The sequence below is a fragment of the Streptomyces sp. RLA012 genome (genome assembly GCF_056270325.1).
Genome location: NZ_JBWDPA010000002.1, coordinates 7,012,959 through 7,029,524, shown reverse-complemented (window position 1 = coordinate 7,029,524; position 16,566 = coordinate 7,012,959). Strand labels below are relative to the sequence as shown.

At 69.9% G+C, this 16,566-nt stretch carries 12 protein-coding genes and 1 other RNA gene; 6 read left to right on the top strand and 7 right to left on the bottom strand.

Annotated features, from left to right (window positions below):
- Positions 1 to 21 precede the first annotated feature (21 nt).
- The 3 genes from RV986_RS32265 to RV986_RS32255 all read right to left on the bottom strand — a co-directional run bounded on the left by RV986_RS32265 (position 22) and on the right by RV986_RS32255 (position 5,341).
- Positions 22 to 2,232 (bottom strand): bifunctional polysaccharide deacetylase/glycosyltransferase family 2 protein, encoded by a 2,211-nt coding sequence (locus RV986_RS32265; protein WP_475920753.1) that lies wholly within the window; start codon positions 2,230 to 2,232, stop codon positions 22 to 24.
- The gene (locus tag RV986_RS32260; RefSeq protein ID WP_475920752.1) at positions 2,232 to 3,008 is read right to left on the bottom strand and encodes a hypothetical protein; all 777 of its coding nucleotides are present in this window, start codon (positions 3,006 to 3,008) and stop codon (positions 2,232 to 2,234) included. The genes RV986_RS32265 and RV986_RS32260 overlap by 1 nt, the downstream gene beginning before the upstream one ends.
- Before the next feature lie 1,331 nt (positions 3,009 to 4,339).
- The gene (locus RV986_RS32255) at positions 4,340 to 5,341 is read right to left on the bottom strand and encodes a LysR family transcriptional regulator (RefSeq protein ID WP_475920751.1); all 1,002 of its coding nucleotides are present in this window, start codon (positions 5,339 to 5,341) and stop codon (positions 4,340 to 4,342) included.
- 83 nt (positions 5,342 to 5,424) lie between these two features.
- On the opposite strand from RV986_RS32255, the gene RV986_RS32250 reads away from it, so the two are divergent.
- The 6 genes from RV986_RS32250 to RV986_RS32225 all read left to right on the top strand — a co-directional run bounded on the left by RV986_RS32250 (position 5,425) and on the right by RV986_RS32225 (position 13,333).
- On the top strand, positions 5,425 to 6,708 hold the full coding sequence (locus RV986_RS32250; protein ID WP_475920750.1) for an MFS transporter: 1,284 nt from the start codon (positions 5,425 to 5,427) through the stop codon (positions 6,706 to 6,708).
- Between the two features lie 233 nt (positions 6,709 to 6,941).
- Positions 6,942 to 8,237, top strand: a complete 1,296-nt coding sequence (locus RV986_RS32245; RefSeq protein ID WP_475920749.1) for an ABC transporter substrate-binding protein — start codon at positions 6,942 to 6,944, stop codon at positions 8,235 to 8,237.
- Entirely contained in the window at positions 8,234 to 9,211 is a 978-nt protein-coding gene (locus RV986_RS32240) for a carbohydrate ABC transporter permease (protein ID WP_475920748.1), read from the top strand. The genes RV986_RS32245 and RV986_RS32240 overlap by 4 nt, the downstream gene beginning before the upstream one ends.
- The gene (locus RV986_RS32235) at positions 9,208 to 10,029 is read left to right on the top strand and encodes a carbohydrate ABC transporter permease (protein ID WP_475920747.1); all 822 of its coding nucleotides are present in this window, start codon (positions 9,208 to 9,210) and stop codon (positions 10,027 to 10,029) included. Before RV986_RS32240 ends, RV986_RS32235 begins: the two co-directional genes overlap by 4 nt.
- An 11-nt stretch (positions 10,030 to 10,040) precedes the next feature.
- Complete coding sequence (yicI, locus tag RV986_RS32230; protein ID WP_475920746.1) at positions 10,041 to 12,323, top strand: alpha-xylosidase; 2,283 nt, start codon at positions 10,041 to 10,043, stop codon at positions 12,321 to 12,323.
- A complete protein-coding gene (locus RV986_RS32225) occupies positions 12,323 to 13,333 on the top strand; it encodes a LacI family DNA-binding transcriptional regulator (RefSeq protein WP_475920745.1) in 1,011 nt (336 codons plus the stop codon). The genes yicI and RV986_RS32225 overlap by 1 nt, the downstream gene beginning before the upstream one ends.
- 22 nt (positions 13,334 to 13,355) lie before the next feature.
- Here the strand turns inward: RV986_RS32225 and RV986_RS32220 are convergent, their stop codons facing one another.
- The 4 genes from RV986_RS32220 to RV986_RS32205 all read right to left on the bottom strand — a co-directional run bounded on the left by RV986_RS32220 (position 13,356) and on the right by RV986_RS32205 (position 16,517).
- A complete protein-coding gene (locus RV986_RS32220) occupies positions 13,356 to 13,982 on the bottom strand; it encodes a hypothetical protein (protein WP_475920744.1) in 627 nt (208 codons plus the stop codon).
- A gap of 269 nt (positions 13,983 to 14,251) precedes the next feature.
- Positions 14,252 to 14,640, bottom strand: a transfer-messenger RNA (tmRNA) gene (gene ssrA, locus RV986_RS32215).
- Positions 14,641 to 14,761: 121 nt separating this feature from the next.
- Positions 14,762 to 15,292 carry an SsrA-binding protein SmpB gene (gene smpB / locus RV986_RS32210; protein ID WP_475924513.1) on the bottom strand — a complete coding sequence of 177 codons (531 nt, stop codon included), beginning with the start codon at positions 15,290 to 15,292 and terminating at the stop codon, positions 14,762 to 14,764.
- A 58-nt stretch (positions 15,293 to 15,350) separates the two neighbouring features.
- Positions 15,351 to 16,517, bottom strand: coding sequence for a S41 family peptidase (locus RV986_RS32205; RefSeq protein WP_475920743.1), 1,167 nt, complete (start codon positions 16,515 to 16,517; stop codon positions 15,351 to 15,353).
- Positions 16,518 to 16,566 lie beyond the last annotated feature (49 nt).

Below are 16,566 nucleotides of genomic sequence, written 5' to 3'. Positions count from 1 at the left end.
CCGCCGTGTACTCGTGCGTGGTCATGCGACCGGCCTCCGATCCTTCCCGCTCTGTCCCTCGCGCTGGCGCGGGATCGATCCCGGCGCCTCCACCACGCCCGTGCGCCGCAGCTTCTGCCAGCGCAGACGGCCTCCGGTGAGCGCGGTGATCCAGGACTGGAGCAGGACCATGTACATCAGTTGCCGGTAGAGGATCTGCTGGAGCGGGAGCGAGACGAGATACCTCATGCGCTCACGGTCCAGCCGGAAGGCGTACGCCGCGCAGGCCGCCTGGATGGCGAGGACGCCCAGCCACGCGACGATCGTCCGCTGCGTCGGGCCGAAGACGAGCCCGTAGAGGAGGAACACGTCGATCAACGGGGCCAGCAGCGGGGCCAGCACCATGAACAGCGAGACCAGCGGCAGGCCCACCCGGCCGAAGCGTCCCGAGGGGCCCCGTTCGACGAGCGCCCTGCGGTGCTTCCAGATCGCCTGCATCGTGCCGTACGACCAGCGGTAGCGCTGCGACCAGAGCTGCTGGACGGACTCCGGTGCCTCCGTCCACGCGCGCGCCTGCTCCGCGTACACGACCCGCCAGCCGTCGCGGTGCAGGGCCATCGTGATGTCCGTGTCCTCGGCGAGCGTGTCGTCGCTCATGCCGCCGACCCGCTCCAGCGCGGAGCGGCGGAAGGCGCCGACCGCGCCGGGAATGGTCGGCATACAGCCGAGGATGTCGTACATCCGGCGGTCGAGGTTGAAGCCCATCACGTACTCGATGTGCTGCCAGGCCCCGATGAGGGAGTCGCGGTTGCCGACCTTCGCGTTGCCCGCGACCGCGCCGACGCTCGGGTCGGCGAAGGGCTGGACGAGTTCGCGTACGGTGGCCGGCTCGAAGACCGTGTCGCCGTCCATCATCACGACGATGTCATGCCGGGCGTTGGCCAGACCCCGGTTGAGGGCCGCGGGCTTGCCCGCGTTGTGCTGCCGCACCACGCGGACGTTCGGCAGCCGCAGGTCCTCGACGATCCGCGCGGTGCCGTCACTCGAACCGTCGTCGACGACGACCACCTCGATGGGGTGTTCGCTCGCCATCAGCGAACGGACCGTGTTCTCTATGCACTTCGCCTCGTTGTACGCCGGCACGAGCACCGACACCGGTTCGGTGACCGGGGCCGGACCCCAGCGGAAGCCCTTGCGGCGCACCCGGCGGGCGTGCAGGGCGGAGAGCAGGAGCATCATGCCGAAGCGGGTGAAGACGAGCACGCCGATGATCGCGATGCCGACGACCAGGACGTCGGTGGCGTCGTCGGAGGCCCGCACCAGGTAGATCCAGGCCTTGCCCTTCGCCAGTTCCAGGCCGGTGACCCGGGTGTGCGCGCTGGGCGCGTTGAGCGCCTCGGTGAGGTTCTGGAACTTGTAGCCCCGGCCCTGGAGTTCGGGCAGGAACCTGTCGAGCGCCTGCACGGTCTGGTGCCGGTCGCCGCCCGAGTCGTGCATCAGGACGATCGCGCCCTTGCCGCCCTTGGGCGTGGCATTGCGGATGATCCGGTCGACGCCGGGCTTCTGCCAGTCCTCACTGTCGGTGTTGTTGACGACGGTGATGTAGCCGCGGCTGCCGATGTACTGCGTCACCGGCCAGGACTTGTTGTCCATGGCGTCCGCGAAGGACGAGTACGGCGGCCGGAAGAGCGAGGTCCGGATGCCGGCCGCGCCCGTCAGCGCGAGCTGGTTCTGGGAGAGCTCCCAGTCGATGCGCTTCTTGGACTGGAAGGAGAGGTCGGGGTGGTTGAAGGTGTGCAGGCCGACCTCGTGGCCCTCTCGCACCATGCGCCGCACGAGCTCCGGGTAGCGCGAGGTCATGGTGCCGGTGACGAAGAAGGCGGCGTGGGCGTGGTGCTTCTTCAGGACGTCGAGGACCTTGGGTGTCCAGGTGGGGTCCGGGCCGTCGTCGAAGGTGAGGACGAGCCGGTGGTCCGGGACGTTCAGGCTGGTCGTGCGGCCGCCGCGGGTGTCGATGACCGGGCCGCCGTCGAGGATCTTCTCCGGCACCTTGTCGGTGGCGGCCTCGGGCTGGATGCGGTGGTCGGCGAGGATCTCGCTGTGCACATAGCCACGCAGCATCAGCATCGCCAGCATGGCGACGAGGAGCAGCGAGGGCAGCAGATAACGCATGGGCAGCCGTCGGCGCCGGACATCGGGTATCGGGCGCCGCGCACGGGGAGCGGACCCGCGCGCGCTGGTACGGGATGCCATCAGAGGATGTTCTCCGGGTTCTGCTGATTCGCCGGGTTCGCCGGGTTCGCGGGGTTCGCGGGGTTCGCGGGGTGCTCCGGGGACGAGGAGCTGGTGGTGCCGGGCGCGAGCTCGGGCCCGGACTCAAGGGGGACGGGATCAACGGGGCTGTCGGCGACCGTTCCGGTGCCGTCGGCGCCGACCGGGCTCTGCGAGACGCTCGGCGAGGGGCCGCCGCCGTCCGAAGGGCTGGGGTCGGGCGAGTCGCTCACCGGGAGGGACGGCTCGACGACCGGGTCCTTGCTGGTGCTGGTGCTCGGCTTCGGCTTGGTCGTGGCGGACGTCGAGGGCTTCGGGTCCGCGGAGGCACCCGGGTCGGCGGAGACGCTGCCGGAGGCGCCCGGGGTCGGGCTGACGTCCGGCGCCGGTATCGTGCCGTCGCTCACCGACGGGCTCGCGCCCGGCACGGCGCCGCTCGAACCGGACGGTGTCACCGAGTCGGTGGGCAGCGGCGAGGTGTCGACCTTCCCGGCCGGCGTGTCGTCCTGCTGGCCGGGCACCGGCAGCCAGGGCGCGTTGGAGTTGCCCGACAGGAGCGTGGCGACGATGACGACGGCGTAGGCCGCGCAGGCGATGCCGACGAGGATGCCGAGGCGACGGAACCTGCGGCTCCGGCGGCCCGACTCGTCGACGAACACCGGGCCGTCCGAACCCTCCTGGATCCCGGGGGCGTCCTTGATCTGCTGAACCAGCCAGTCGTCCAACCGCCGCCCGGCCCCGTCGAGCTGAACCGTCACCTCGTCGGGGTCATGGGCATGCCCCGGCTCACCGAGCCGCTCCCAGACCGGGACAAGAGGCCGATCCCCCGCCCCCGAGGGCCGCTCCACCACGGGCCAACCACTCGTCTTGACCCGATCACCCACCACGGCCCGACTACCCACCACCGGTCGGCTACCCACCTCGGCCCGACCGCCCGCCTGGGACTGACCATCCACCACGGGCTGACCGTCCACCGCAGGCTGACCGTCCCTCTCAGACTGACCGCTCACCTCGGAGCCACCGCCGGTCTCGGACCGACTGCCCGCCTCAGGACCAACGCCCATCCCGGACCGACCGTCCACCACAGGCCGACCGTCCCTCTCGGACTGACCGCCCACCTCGGGACCAACGCCGGTCTCGGACCGACCGCCCGCCTCAGGACCACCGCCCGTCCCGGACCGACCGTCCACCACAGGCCGCCCGTCCCTCTCAGACTGACCGCCCACCTCGGGACCAACGCCGGTCTCGGACCGACCGCCCGCCTCAGGACCACCGCCCGTCCCGGACCGACCGTCCACCACAGGCCGCCCGTCCCTCTCGGACTGACCGCCCACCTCGGGACCAACGCCGGTCTCGGACCGACCGCCCGCACCACCACCGTCAGCCACGCCAGCACCGTCAACCACGCCAGCACGGTCAACCACCCCGGCACGGTCGGCTACCCCAGCCCGGTCAGCCACGCCAGCACGATCGGCTACCCCAGCCCGGTCAACCACCCCGGCCGGGTCGGCTACCCCAGCCCGGTCAACCACCCCACCCCGGCGCCCCGCGCCGGACAACCGGTCCGGACCCGCCGGCCGGCGCGGGCCGAAGAAACCATCCGCACCGAACCCGCGTTCCGTCCCGTTTCGTTCCGTACCGTTTCGTTCCGGCGCCTCGGATCCGTCCTCCGCTTCAGCTCCACGCTCTGTTTCGGCACCGCGTTCGACCCCGGTGCCAGATTCCGCTTCCGCGGAACGACCGGTCTCTCCACCGAGCCGGGCCTGCGGCCAGGCCGACGTCGCACGGCCGGCCTCGGGCCAGACCACTGGCTCCACGGCTCCGTACGAGTTCGACTCATCGGCCCGGCTGTTCGACGGATCGGCTCCACGCCCAGCCCGCTGATCAACATCCTGCTGATCAGGTTGGGCGTCTTCCCGCCACTTTTCCACACGCACGCACATCCCCCAGGGACAAGTTTCGGGGGCGCGCACGACTCCGGGCATTACGTACTTGTCGTCCGGAACAGGCCCCCACCTGCTCCGAGCGCCCCCCCTATCACACCGCACCCGGACCATGAATGTATCGCGCGTACGGAGCAACCGTGCACTTATGCATCATCCAACCCCGTCATGACGCGCAGATCACTGGCCGGAATCCATCCTTCCACAGGGCGCCGCAACCACCCCTCCTCCCGCGCGAGCTCGGCCGCGGCCCGCCGAAGGGCATCCAAACCGGGGTGCACCAGCCCCTTTCGCCACACCAGCGACACAGGTGACAAGGGGACCGGGTCAACAAGAGGTGTACAAACGGTTCCAGCCATGGCGGGAAAATTCATCACGGCAAGGACAGGGTTCCGCTTCTTGGTCATGATCCGCCGGAACTCCTCGGCCCCGAAAGCCACCGGCGCGGGCGGCGCCACCGCGATGCCACGTCCCTCGAAAAGGTGACACGCCAGATCGGTCCACTCCAGCGTCCGTGGATTTCCCGCACCGGCGTACACCGTCTCGCCCGCGAGCGCGGCCAGCGGCACCGCGTCCAGGGCGGCGAGCGGATGGTCCTCGGGCAGCAGGACGGCCATCGGCTCAAAACGTACGGGCTGCTGTTCGAGCCGCGCCCGGACCGCCGGGGCGAGGCCCGCGAACCGTCCGAACGACGCGTCCAGCCGCCCCGCGAGCATCTCCCCCGCCGCACCCGTGAGCCCGCTCTCGAAGCGGGCCATCAACTCGCAGTCGGGGGCGAGCACGCGGGCCCGCTCCAGGACCCGGCCGAAGAACAGCCCCGGGGAGTTGACGTCGACGAGCAGCGGCCGTTCCGGGCCGTCTCCCGCGAACGCGGACAGCAGCGCGTCCTGCGCCTCCAGCACGCGCCGCGCATACGGCAGCAGCCGCTCCCCGTCACCCGTCAGCGCCACCTGCCGGGTCGTCCGTACGAAGAGTTCCGCCCCCAGCGTGCGCTCCAGCCGCCGGATGTCGCGGCTGAGGGCCTGCTGGGCGACGTACAGCCGGGCGGCGGCCCGCGTGAAGTGCAGTTCCTCGGCGACGGCGAGGAACCCGCGCAGGAGCCGGGGGTCGAGATCGCGCTCGAAAGGACGGTCGAGAGGGGCAGGCATCGCGCGAACCTACAACCCGGGTGCGTCAATCGCCACGGAATAGGTGTTGGACCGTCCACCCCGCCCCCGACGACGGTTGAGCCATGCCGCAACGACCCTCCGATCAGGCGCCCATGCCCCTGCTCACCGTCACCGGCGACAACCCGGTGATCGCCGACTTCCGCCCCCGCCGCACGGTCTCCCGAACCGCGGCCTCCCGGACCACCCCGTACCACCGCCTCTTCACCGTCCCCGGCGCCCGCGCCTTCACGATCGGGAATCTGCTCGCCCGGCTGCCCATGGGCATGTTCAGCATCAGCGCGGTCCTCATGATCGCGGGCTCGCGCGGCTCGTACGCGCTCGCCGGCGCCGTGACGGCGACGGGCCTCGCGGCGACCGCGCTGGTCGCCCCCTGGACCGCACGGCTCGTCGACCGCCACGGCCAGGCCCGGATCGCCGTACCCGCCACGGCCTTCGCGGCCCTCGGCAGCCTCGCGCTGCTGCTGTGCGTGCACTACGGGACCCCCGACTGGACCCTCTTCGCGGCGTACACGGCCACCGCGACGACCCCCAACACCGGCGGCATGTCCCGTGCCCGCTGGGCCCACCTCTTCCGGGACGACCCGGCCGCCGTGCACACCGCGAACGCCTTCGAACAGGCCACGGACGAGCTGTGCTTCATGCTGGGCCCGGTCCTCGCGGCCTTCCTGTGCGGGACGTTCTTCCCGGAGGCGGGCACGCTGGTCGGTGCCGTCCTGCTGATGACCGGCGTCCTCGTCTTCGCCGCCCAGCGCTCGACCGAACCCCCGCCCCAGCCGCGTACGACCTCCGCGTCCCCCGCTCTGGCCCCCGGAATGCCGCCCCTCCTCCTCTGTTTCCTCGCCACCGGTGCCGTCTTCGGCTCGATGGAGGTCGTCACGATCGCGTTCGCGGACGCACAGGGCCACCGGTCGGCGGCGGGCGCGATACTCGCCCTGCAGGCGGCCGGCTCGTGCGCGGCCGGGCTGCTGTACGGGGCGCGGAGCCCGGCCGGACCGGCCGCGCGGCGCTACCCGCTCTGCCTCGCCGCCATGACGGCCCTCATGACCCTCCCCCTGCTCGCCGCCTCCCTGACCGGCTCGCTGCTGTCCCTGTCGGGCGCACTGCTGCTCGCCGGGGCCGCGACCGCCCCGACCATGGTCACCGGCATGACCCTCCTCCAGCAGCGCACGCCCGAGGGCCGGTCGAACGAGGGCATGACCCTCGGGGTGACGGGCCTGCTGGGCGGGATCGCCTGCGGCAGCGCGGCCGGCGGCTGGGTGGTGGAGCATGTCTCGGCGACGGCGGGGTACGGGCTGCCCGCGACGGCGGCCGGCGTGGCGCTGTTGTGCGCTCTGGGCCGGCTGTAGGCGGCGCCGACGCGGCAGGGCCATGGACGGTCCTGCGCGCACCCGCCACCCCGCCGTTCGACCGGCCGAACCGCTGCCCGCCCCTCGGCCCCAATTCCCGCGCACCCCATTGACGCGCCCACGCCCCCCACATACCTTCCCCCGTCGAAGCGCTTCGACGTCACGCATCGAAACGATTCGACGAGCGCTGCGTGACGGTCCTGAGATTCATCCAACTCCCCTGGAGGCAATGGATGTCGACGACACGAAGGCGTGTGGTGGCGACGGCGGCGGTGGCCCTGGCGGGCGCAATGCTGCTGGCCTCCTGCGGCGGCTCGGACAGTGGTTCCTCGGACAGCAGGACCCTGAAGCTGTGGCACTACGAAGGGCCCGACAGCGCGATGGGCGTGGCCTGGAACGAGGCCATCAAGGAGTTCGAGGCGACACATCCGGGCGTCAAGGTGAAGTTCGAGGAGAAGGGCTTCGAACAGATACAGAAGACGGCCCAGATGGTCCTGAACTCCAACGACGCGCCCGACCTCATGGAGTACAACAAGGGCAACGCGACGGCCGGTCTGCTGTCGAAACAGGGCCTGTTGACCGACCTCACCGCCGAGGCGACGAAACGCGGCTGGGACAAGAAGCTCAGCGCGGGTGTGCGCACCACCAGTCAGTACGACACGAACGGGGTGATGGGCTCCGGCAAGTGGTACGGCGTGCCCAACTACGCCGAGTACACGATGGTGTTCTACAACAAGGACCTCTTCAAGCAGTACGGCATCGCGGAACCCACCACCCTCGACGAACTCACCGCCGCCATGGACACGTTCGTCGCGAAGGGCATCACCCCGCTGGCGAACGCGGGCGCCGAGTACGTGGCGCAGCAGTACCTCTACCAGCTCGCCCTCTCCAAGGCCGACCGCTCGTGGGTCGACAAGTACGAGCTCTACAAGGGGAAGACGGACTTCCACGACGCCGCCTGGACGTACGCCGCCACCACCTTCGCCGACTGGGTGAAGAAGGGCTACATCAGCAAGAAGTCCACCAGCCTCAAGGCGGAGGACGCGGGCGTCTCCTTCATCCAGGGCAAGAGCCCGATCCTGTTCAGCGGCAGCTGGTGGTACGGGCGCTTCCAGACGGAGAACAAGTTCGACTGGGGCACCTTCCTCTGGCCCGGCAGCAACCTCACCCTCGGCTCCGGCGGCAACCTCTGGGTCGTCCCCAAGGGCGCCAAGAACAAGGATCTCGCCTACGACTTCATCGACATCACCATGTCGAAGAAGATCCAGAACCTGCTGGGCAACAAGGGCGGGGTCCCGGTGGCAGCCGACACCACCGCCATCACCGACCCGCAGGCCAAGACTCTGATCGCCGACTTCAACACGCTCTCCGGCAAGGACGGTCTGGCCTTCTACCCGGACTGGCCGGTCGCCGGCTTCTACGACGTCCTCGTCTCCGAGACCCAGAAGCTGATCACGGGCAGCGAGAAACCGGACGACTATCTGAGCGCGCTGCAGACGGCGTACGACAAGGGCGCGCCGAAGACATGACGGTCACCGTCGAACGGGGCGGCCGGGTGGCCCGGGGGCGCCGCCGGCACCACGGCCCTGCGACGCGCCCGCGCCGCCGCCACATTTCCTACGCCCTCTTCCTGCTGCCCGGCGTCCTCGCCTTCCTCGCGGTGATCGTCGTCCCGTTCCTGATGAACACCGGCGTGAGCTTCACCGACTGGCAGGGCGTCGGCTCCCCGAAGTGGTCGGGGCTCGCCAACTACCGCGAGCTGATGGACGACTCCGAGTTCTGGGCGTCCTTCCGGCACAGCCTGTTCATGGTCGTCGCCATGGCCGCCGTGCCGACGGTCCTCGGGCTCGTGCTGGCCGCCGCCCTCTTCGACTTCGTCGGCAAGCACTTCGGTACGAAGATCGCCGCCGTCCTGCGTGCCTGCTTCTACCTCCCCCAGGTCCTGCCCATCGCCGTCGCCGGCATCGTCTGGAGCTGGATCCTCGCCCCCGACAACGGCTCCCTCAACGCACTCCTGAAGGCGGTGGGCCTGGGCTCGCTCCAGCAGGACTGGCTGGGCGATCCCGACATCGCCCTCTACAGCGTCATGGGCGTGATGGTGTGGGTGCAGATCGGCTTCCCGCTGGTCGTCTTCATGGCGGGACTGCAACGCATCGACCCGCAGCTGTACGAGGCGGCGGAGCTGGACGGCGCGGGCTGGTGGCGCCGCTTCCGGCACATCACGCTGCCGCAGATCCGCCCGGAGATCTACGTCGTGCTCCTCTGGTGCACGATCGCCGCGCTCAAGGTGTTCGGCGCGGTGTACGTCCTCACCAAGGGCGGCCCCGGCGGCGCCACCGACGTGCCCTCCTACTTCTCCTTCACCACCTTCTTCGAGAAGACCCAGGTCGGCTACGGCGCCGCGATCTCCACCGTGCTGACCGTGATCATCCTCGTACTCGCGCTGATCGGCCTGAAGCTCCAGACCCGCGCCGAGGACGCCGAGGAAGGACTCCGCGCATGACCGCCGTACGCCGCTACCCCGTCCTCGTGGCCCTGATCATCGCGGCCCTCTTCATGGTGCTGCCGTTCGGCATCGTCGTGATCAACGCGGTCAAGTCCCCTGCCGAGTACGCGTCGAACGGGCCCCTCAGCCTTCCCCACGGCCTCTACCTCGACGGCCTCAAGGACTTCTGGCAGCGCGTCGACTACGGCCAGAAGCTGGTCAACTCGATCCTGATCTCCGGCTCGGTGGCGATCGGTGCCGCCGTGCTGTCCGTCCTGAACGCGTACGCGATCGGTATCGGCCGGATCAAGGGCCGCACCTGGGTCCTCGCCTTCTTCGTGCTGGCGAACATGCTGCCGCAGGAGGCGCTGGTCTACCCGATCTACTACCTGAGCAAGCAGGCGGGCCTCTACGACACCCGGCTCAGCGTGATCATCGTGTTCACCGTCGTCCAGGCGGCCTTCGGCACGTATCTCCTGTCCTCCGTCCTCGGGCAGTTCCCGCGCGAGATCATCGAGGCCGCCCGGATCGACGGGGCGAACAAGTGGCAGGTGCTGTGGCGGATCGTGGTGCCGGTCAGCCGCCCCACCATCGGCGTCCTGCTGGTCTTCTTCTTCATCTGGACCTGGAACGAGTTCCTGCTGCCGCTGGTCATGCTGATCTCCAACGACAACCAGACCGTGTCGGTGGCCCTCGGCGTCCTCCAGGGCCAGCGTCTGATGGACGCGACCATGACCAACGCGGCGGCCCTCCTCGGTGTCCTCCCCGCCATCGTCTTCTTCCTCGTCTTCCAGCGGACGCTGACCCGCGGCATCGCCGTGGGCGCGGTCAAGTAAGGGGTGTGGGCGTGAAGTTCACCGACGGCTACTGGCTGCTGCGCGAAGGCGTCACCGCGGCCCACCCGGTCGAGGTCCTCGACGTCAGCGCGTCGAAGGGAACCCTCGACATCCACGCGCCGACCCAGCCCATCCGCCACCGCGGCGACCTGCTGAAGGGACCGGTCGTGACGATCAGCGCGCACACGCCGATGCCGGACGTCATCGGCGTCACGTTCACCCACTTCGAGGGCGAGGAGCCGCGCGGCCCCCGCTTCGAGCTGCACAGGGGCGTCCGGGGGTCCGGTGGATGTCCCCCGGAAAAGCACAGCACCCCCACCGTGGAGTACGACGACGAGCACGCGACCCTCACCGCGGGCGCGCTGTCCGTGCGGGTCGCCCGCACCACCCCCTGGCACGTCGACTTCCTCGCCCACGGCCGCATCCTCACCACCAGCGGCCCCAAGGGCATGGGCATCATGCGGGACGCGACCGGCGCCCACTATCTGCGCGAGCAGCTGAACCTCGGCGTCGGCACCCAGGTCTACGGGCTCGGCGAGCGCTTCGGCCCGCTCGTCAAGAACGGCCAGGTCGTGGACATGTGGAACGCCGACGGCGGCACCGCCACCGAACAGGCCTACAAGAACGTGCCGTTCTATCTGACGGACGCGGGCTACGGAGTCTTCGTCGACCACCCGGGCCGTGTCTCCTTCGAGGTCGCCTCGGAAGCGGTCTCCCGGGTCCAGTTCAGCGCCGAGACACAGCAGTTGACGTACTACGTGATCCACGGGCCGACCCCGAAGGACATCCTGCGCAAGTACACCCAGCTCACCGGCCGCCCGGCCCTCCCGCCCGCCTGGTCCTTCGGCCTGTGGCTGTCGACGTCCTTCACCACCTCCTACGACGAGGCCACCGTCACCTCCTTCATCGACGGCATGCGGGAGCGCGAACTGCCGCTCTCCGTCTTCCACTTCGACTGCTTCTGGATGCGCGAGTTCAACTGGTGCGACTTCCAGTGGGACCCGCGGGTGTTCCCCGACCCGGAAGCCATGCTGGCCCGGCTGAAGGACAAGGGCCTGCACATCTGCGTCTGGATCAACCCGTACATCGCGCAGCGCTCCCCGCTCTTCGCGGAGGGCAGGGCACTCGGCCATCTGCTCAGGAAGCCGGACGGCAGTGTCTGGCAGTGGGACCTGTGGCAGCCGGGCATGGCACTGGTCGACTTCACCAGCCCGGCCGCCCGCGACTGGTACGCCGCCAAACTGGAGGCGCTGCTCGCCCAGGGCGTCGACTGCTTCAAGACCGACTTCGGCGAGCGGGTCCCCGTCGACGTGGCATACGCCGACGGCGCCGACCCGGAACGCATGCACAACTACTACACCTACCTCTACAACCGGACCGTCTTCGAGGTGCTGCGCAAGCACCGGGGCGAGGCGGAGGCCGTCGTCTTCGCCCGCTCGGCGACCACCGGCAGCCAGCAGTTCCCGGTGCACTGGGGCGGCGACTGCGAGGCCACGTACGCGTCGATGGCCGAGTCGCTGCGCGGCGGACTGAGCCTCGGCATGTCGGGCTTCGGCTTCTGGAGCCACGACATCGGCGGCTTCGAGGGAACACCGACACCCGCCCTCTTCAAACGGTGGATCGCCTTCGGCCTCCTCTCCTCCCACAGCCGGCTGCACGGCTCGTCCTCGTACCGGGTGCCGTGGCTGTTCGACGAGGAGGCCGTGGACGTCCTGCGGCTGTTCACCCGGCTGAAGCTCGGCCTCATGCCCTATCTGTACGAGGCCGCCCGCGCCGCCCACGCGGAGGGCGTCCCGATGATGCGGGCCATGGTCCTCGAATTCCCCGACGACCCGGGGTGCGCGCACCTGGAGCGGCAGTACATGCTCGGCCCCGACCTGCTGGTGGCGCCCGTCTTCAACGACGAGGGAGACGTCTCCTACTACGTCCCGGACGGCACCTGGACCCACTTCCTCACGGGGCGCACGGTGACCGGCCCGCGCTGGGTGCGCGAGCGGCACGGCTTCCTGAGCGTGCCGCTGCTGGTGCGGCCGGGCGCGGTGATCCCGGTCGGCGCGGTGGACGACCGGCCCGACTACGTCCACGCCGACGGGGTCACGCTCAGGGCGTACGGCCTGGAGCGGGGCGCCCAGGTGACCGTGCCGGTCGGCGACGTGACCTTCACGGTCGTACGGGAAGGGGACACGCTCCGGGCGTCCTGCAGTGATCCTTCGGCACCCTGGGGGCTGGCCTCCGGGGAGCGGACCGCGCGGGCGCAGGCGGGGACCGGGTTCCTCACGGTGGAGCCGATCTGATGGTGAAGATCACTGACGTGGCGCGGCACGCCGGGGTCTCCCCCAGCACCGTCTCCTACGCCCTCAGCGGCAAGCGCCCCATCTCCGAGGAGACCCGCCGGCGCATCGAGGCCAGCATCCACGAGCTGGGCTACCGTCCGCACGCCGGGGCGCGCGCCCTCGCGAGCAGCCGGTCCAACGTCCTGGCGCTGGTGGTGCCGCTGCGGGCCGGCATCCATGTGCCGGTGGTGATGCAGTTCGCGGTGTCGGTGGTGACGGCGGCACGGCAACACGATCACGACGTCCTGCTGCTGACGCAGGAGGAGGGCGAGGAGGGGCTGCGCCGGGTCGCGGACACCGCGCTCGTGGACGCCCTGATCGTGATGGACGTCCAGCTCCACGACCCCCGGCTGCCGCTGCTGCGCGCCCTGGACCGCCCCTCCGTCCTCATCGGGTTCCCTTCCCGGCCCGCCGGGCTGACCTGCATCGACCTGGACTTCAAGGCGGCGGGCGAGCTGTGCGTCGAGCGGCTGGCGGGACTCGGGCACCGGGTCGTGGCGCTGGTCGGGTCGCCGCCCGAGGTGTACCTACGGGGGACGGCGTTCGCCCAGCGCGTGGTGGAGGGCTTCACGGCCGCCGCCGATCGGGGCGGGCTCGCGTCCTCCGTGCACCCCTGCGAGGCCTCGCCCGCGGCCGCCCGCCGGGTCGCCGAACGACTCCTGAGCGAGCAGCCGGCCCTGACCGGTGTCGTCGTGCACAACGAACCGGTCCTGGAACCGCTGATCGACGCCTTCGGGCAGCTCGGTCTGCGGGTTCCCGGCGACCTCTCGGTCACCGCCATCTGCCCGGACGAGCTCGCCGAGAACATCCGCGTCCCCGTCACCTCCGTGGCCATCCCGTCCACCGAGGTGGGCGCGCGGGCGGTGGAGCTGCTGATGAAGAAGCTGGGCGGCACCGACGTACCCGAGGCCACGCTCCTCGCCCCCCGGCTGACGGAACGCGCGAGCACCGCGCCGCGCCTGGCACCTTGACTACCCGACGACTACCCGACGACTACCCGACAGACAGATGCAGGTCGGTCACATACCAGGAGCCGTCGATATCGGTGGCGTCGACCTTGAGGCCGACCTGATCCTTCTGGACTCCGGTGGAGTTGGACAGCAGGACCGCGGTGAGTGTCTGCCCGCCGACCGTGATCCGGTCCCCGGGAACGACCGCCGTCTTGCCCGTCGCCTGGACCTGGCCGACCTGCACCGTCGGATCCCCCGTCGAGGACTTGGGCGTGAACGAGGTGTGCAGGGAGTGGATCTGCTGCTCCATCTGCTGCACCTGGGACCCACTGCCCGAACAGGTCGCCGCGGTGTTGGCCCGCGCGGGCGACGAGCCGGTCGCCGGTGTCCCCATGGCCAGGCAGGCGTCTTCCGGACGGTCCTTGACGATGGCGGTGACCCAGCCGGCCACCGCGTCCTGGACGGTGGCCTGACCACCGGTCTGTTCCTTGGCAGGGGTACCGGCCGCGGTGGTCGACCCGGCCTCGGCGGACGGGGACCCGGTGGAGCTGGAATCGGCCCGCTGCGCGGTGGAATCTTCCGAACATGCCGTAAGGGCGGATAACGCGATCAGCGCCCCGGCACCGGCGATCCAACCCGTGGCTCTGTTCCGCAGATGTGCTGAGTTCATAATTCCGTTCCGTACTGGTTCGTGGCCCTCACGAGGGCTCGCCGACAGGCGGATGAGATCCGGTCGGCGCGCCACACCGTAGCTGACGTCATGTCACAGGACGGTCGCAAAAATGTTCGATTCATGCTGCAGCGGCCGCCCCCGCCCGGCCTATTCGGCACGAACCCGCCTTCGCCGTACAGCACCCGCCACATACGACAAAGGCCCCGCTGCTTGCCGCAGCGGGGCCTTTGCCCACATGGGGTTGAGGAGATCCGAAGACTCCTCCACGGTGGAGATGGCGGGAATCGAACCCGCGTCCAGCGGTGCAAAATCAGGGCTTCTCCGTGTGCAGTTCGCTGCGATTTTCTCGGCCCCGGTGATCACGCGAACAAGTCGCCGACGGGCCCAGTCACTGTTTGATTTCCCATCGAACCCCGTGACCGGGCTCGATGGTTTAGTTCCCTAGATTATGCCAGGGTCCGGGTCGGGAACACCCCCGGGCTGACACCCATTAAGGGTCCTTCACTCACTGCTTATTAGGCAGCGAGGGCGAAGGACTGGGAATCGCTCTTGGAATTGGCGATTATTGGTTGCGACATATGGTTAACGAGATCATTGCCGCTTCCTCGACACGCTTCCCCTGCTTCAACAGCCGCTGTCGAAACCGATCATCCCCATGTTGATTTTTCAAGCCCCTCCGAGGAGGGTGTCGCACCTGCTGTGAGGTGCAGTGCCATCGTACGTGACCAACGCACGACGGTGCCAGCCTATTCCCGCGAGGCGGCCGGGGCGGCCGTCTACTCGCCCCGCTGCTTCCGCTTCGCCGCCGCGATCGCACGGTCCGACTCACGCCGGTCCTGCTTCTCGCGCAGCGTCTGCCGCTTGTCGTACTCCTTCTTACCGCGGGCGAGAGCGATCTCGGCCTTCGCCCGGCCGTCCTTGAAGTACAGGGCGAGGGGCACGATCGTGTGACCCGTCTCCTCCGACTTCGACTCCAGCTTGTCGATCTCCTCGCGGTGCAGGAGCAGCTTGCGCTTGCGCCGCACGGTGTGGTTGGTCCAGGTGCCCTGGCTGTACTCGGGGATGTGGGCGTTGTGCAGCCACGCCTCGTTCCCGTCGATCTGGACGAAGCCGTCGGTCAGCGAGGCGCGTCCCTGGCGCAGCGACTTCACCTCGGTGCCGGTGAGCACGAGCCCGGCCTCGTAGGTGTCGATGATCGCGTAGTCGTGCCGTGCCTTCTTGTTCTGCGCGACGATCTTGCGCTTGCCGTCCTTGGCCTTGGCGGCCGCCCCGCCCTGCTTGGGCTGGGACTCCTTCGGTACGTACATTCCCTTGCTCATAGTGCTGGCCATTTTCGCACTAGAGGGGGCTTGGAGGGAAAGCCGATTAGGAGGGATCCCCGAGGCCGCTGAGTACCGTCTCCGCCCGTTCCAGGACCTCCGCGTCGGTTTCCAGGTCGGGGGTGATGCCCCGGCCGTCGACGACGTGCCCCGCCGGGGTGCGGTAGTGCCCGACGGTCAGCTCGGCGACGGATCCGCCGGGCAGCCTGCTCGGCATCTGGATCGAGCCCTTGCCGAAGGTCCTGGAGCCCACGACGACCGCCCGGCCGCGGTCCTGGAGGGCGCCGGTGAGCAGCTCGGCCGCGCTCATCGTGCCGCCGTCGACAAGCGCGACCAGGGGGCTGGTGGTGTCGCCGCCGGGGTCGGCGTGCAGGGCGCGCTGTTCGCCGTTGACGTCGTACGTGGCGACGAGGCCGCCGTCGAGGAGGGCGGAGGCGGCGGTGACGGCCTCGGTGACCAGTCCGCCGGAGTTGCCGCGCAGGTCGAGGACGATGCCGGCGTGCTCGGGGACCCCGCCGACGGCGGCGCGTACGGCGTCGCCCACGCCCTTGGTGAAGGCGGCGACCTTGATCACGGTGATGTCGCCGGGGAGCTTGTGTACGGTCACGGAGTCCGTGGACAGCCTCGCCCGGCGCAGCGTCTCGCTCCACGCGTGCGTGCCGCGCTCCAGACCGAGGGAGACCTTCGTACCGGCGGCGGCGTCGTTCGCGTCCCCGCGCAGTAACGAGACGACCTCGGTGACCGGTCTGCCGTCCACCTTCTCGCCGTCGACGCTGCGCAGCCGGTCGCCGATGCGGATCCCGGCGGCGGCCGCGGGCGAGCCGGTCTGGACCCGGGTCACTTCGATACGGCCGTCGCTCTCGCGCCTGGTCCACAGCCCGACGCCCGTGTACTGGCCGTCGAGGGCCTCCTCGAACTCCTCGTACTCGCCCTGGGAGTAGACGGCGCCCCAGCGGTCTCCGCTGCGGCTGACGGCCCGTTCGGCGGCCTCCATGGGGGACTTGCCGTCGGCCATCGCCTCGGCGGCGGCGGCGGTGACCGCCTCACGGTGGGCCACCGGGGTCGAACGGGCCGAGGGGGGCGGGGATTTCCGGTCGGGATCACCGAAGGACCCGGTCGCGGCCCCCGCGACGAGAACGCTCGCGAAGAGCACTGTCAGGGCGGCCCCGCGGCCTGCGCGGCGGGGCTGGCAGAACACGTCTCGGCCTGACATGGCGGTGAGTCTAGGACAACGCAAGGGGCCGTACCGCCGGTTGGCAGTA

What these genes read in the sequence shown, in the direction of transcription:
- RV986_RS32265 (WP_475920753.1), bottom strand. Translation starts at nt 2,232, where the DNA reads ATGGCATCCCGTACCAGCGCGCGCGGGTCCGCTCCCCGTGCGCGGCGC.
- RV986_RS32255 (WP_475920751.1), bottom strand. Translation starts at nt 5,341, where the DNA reads ATGCCTGCCCCTCTCGACCGTCCTTTCGAGCGCGATCTCGACCCCCGG.
- RV986_RS32250 (WP_475920750.1), top strand. Translation starts at nt 5,425, where the DNA reads ATGCCGCAACGACCCTCCGATCAGGCGCCCATGCCCCTGCTCACCGTC.
- RV986_RS32245 (WP_475920749.1), top strand. Translation starts at nt 6,942, where the DNA reads ATGTCGACGACACGAAGGCGTGTGGTGGCGACGGCGGCGGTGGCCCTG.
- RV986_RS32240 (WP_475920748.1), top strand. Translation starts at nt 8,234, where the DNA reads ATGACGGTCACCGTCGAACGGGGCGGCCGGGTGGCCCGGGGGCGCCGC.
- RV986_RS32235 (WP_475920747.1), top strand. Translation starts at nt 9,208, where the DNA reads ATGACCGCCGTACGCCGCTACCCCGTCCTCGTGGCCCTGATCATCGCG.
- RV986_RS32225 (WP_475920745.1), top strand. Translation starts at nt 12,323, where the DNA reads ATGGTGAAGATCACTGACGTGGCGCGGCACGCCGGGGTCTCCCCCAGC.
- RV986_RS32220 (WP_475920744.1), bottom strand. Translation starts at nt 13,982, where the DNA reads ATGAACTCAGCACATCTGCGGAACAGAGCCACGGGTTGGATCGCCGGT.
- smpB (WP_475924513.1), bottom strand. Translation starts at nt 15,292, where the DNA reads ATGTACGTACCGAAGGAGTCCCAGCCCAAGCAGGGCGGGGCGGCCGCC.
- RV986_RS32205 (WP_475920743.1), bottom strand. Translation starts at nt 16,517, where the DNA reads ATGTCAGGCCGAGACGTGTTCTGCCAGCCCCGCCGCGCAGGCCGCGGG.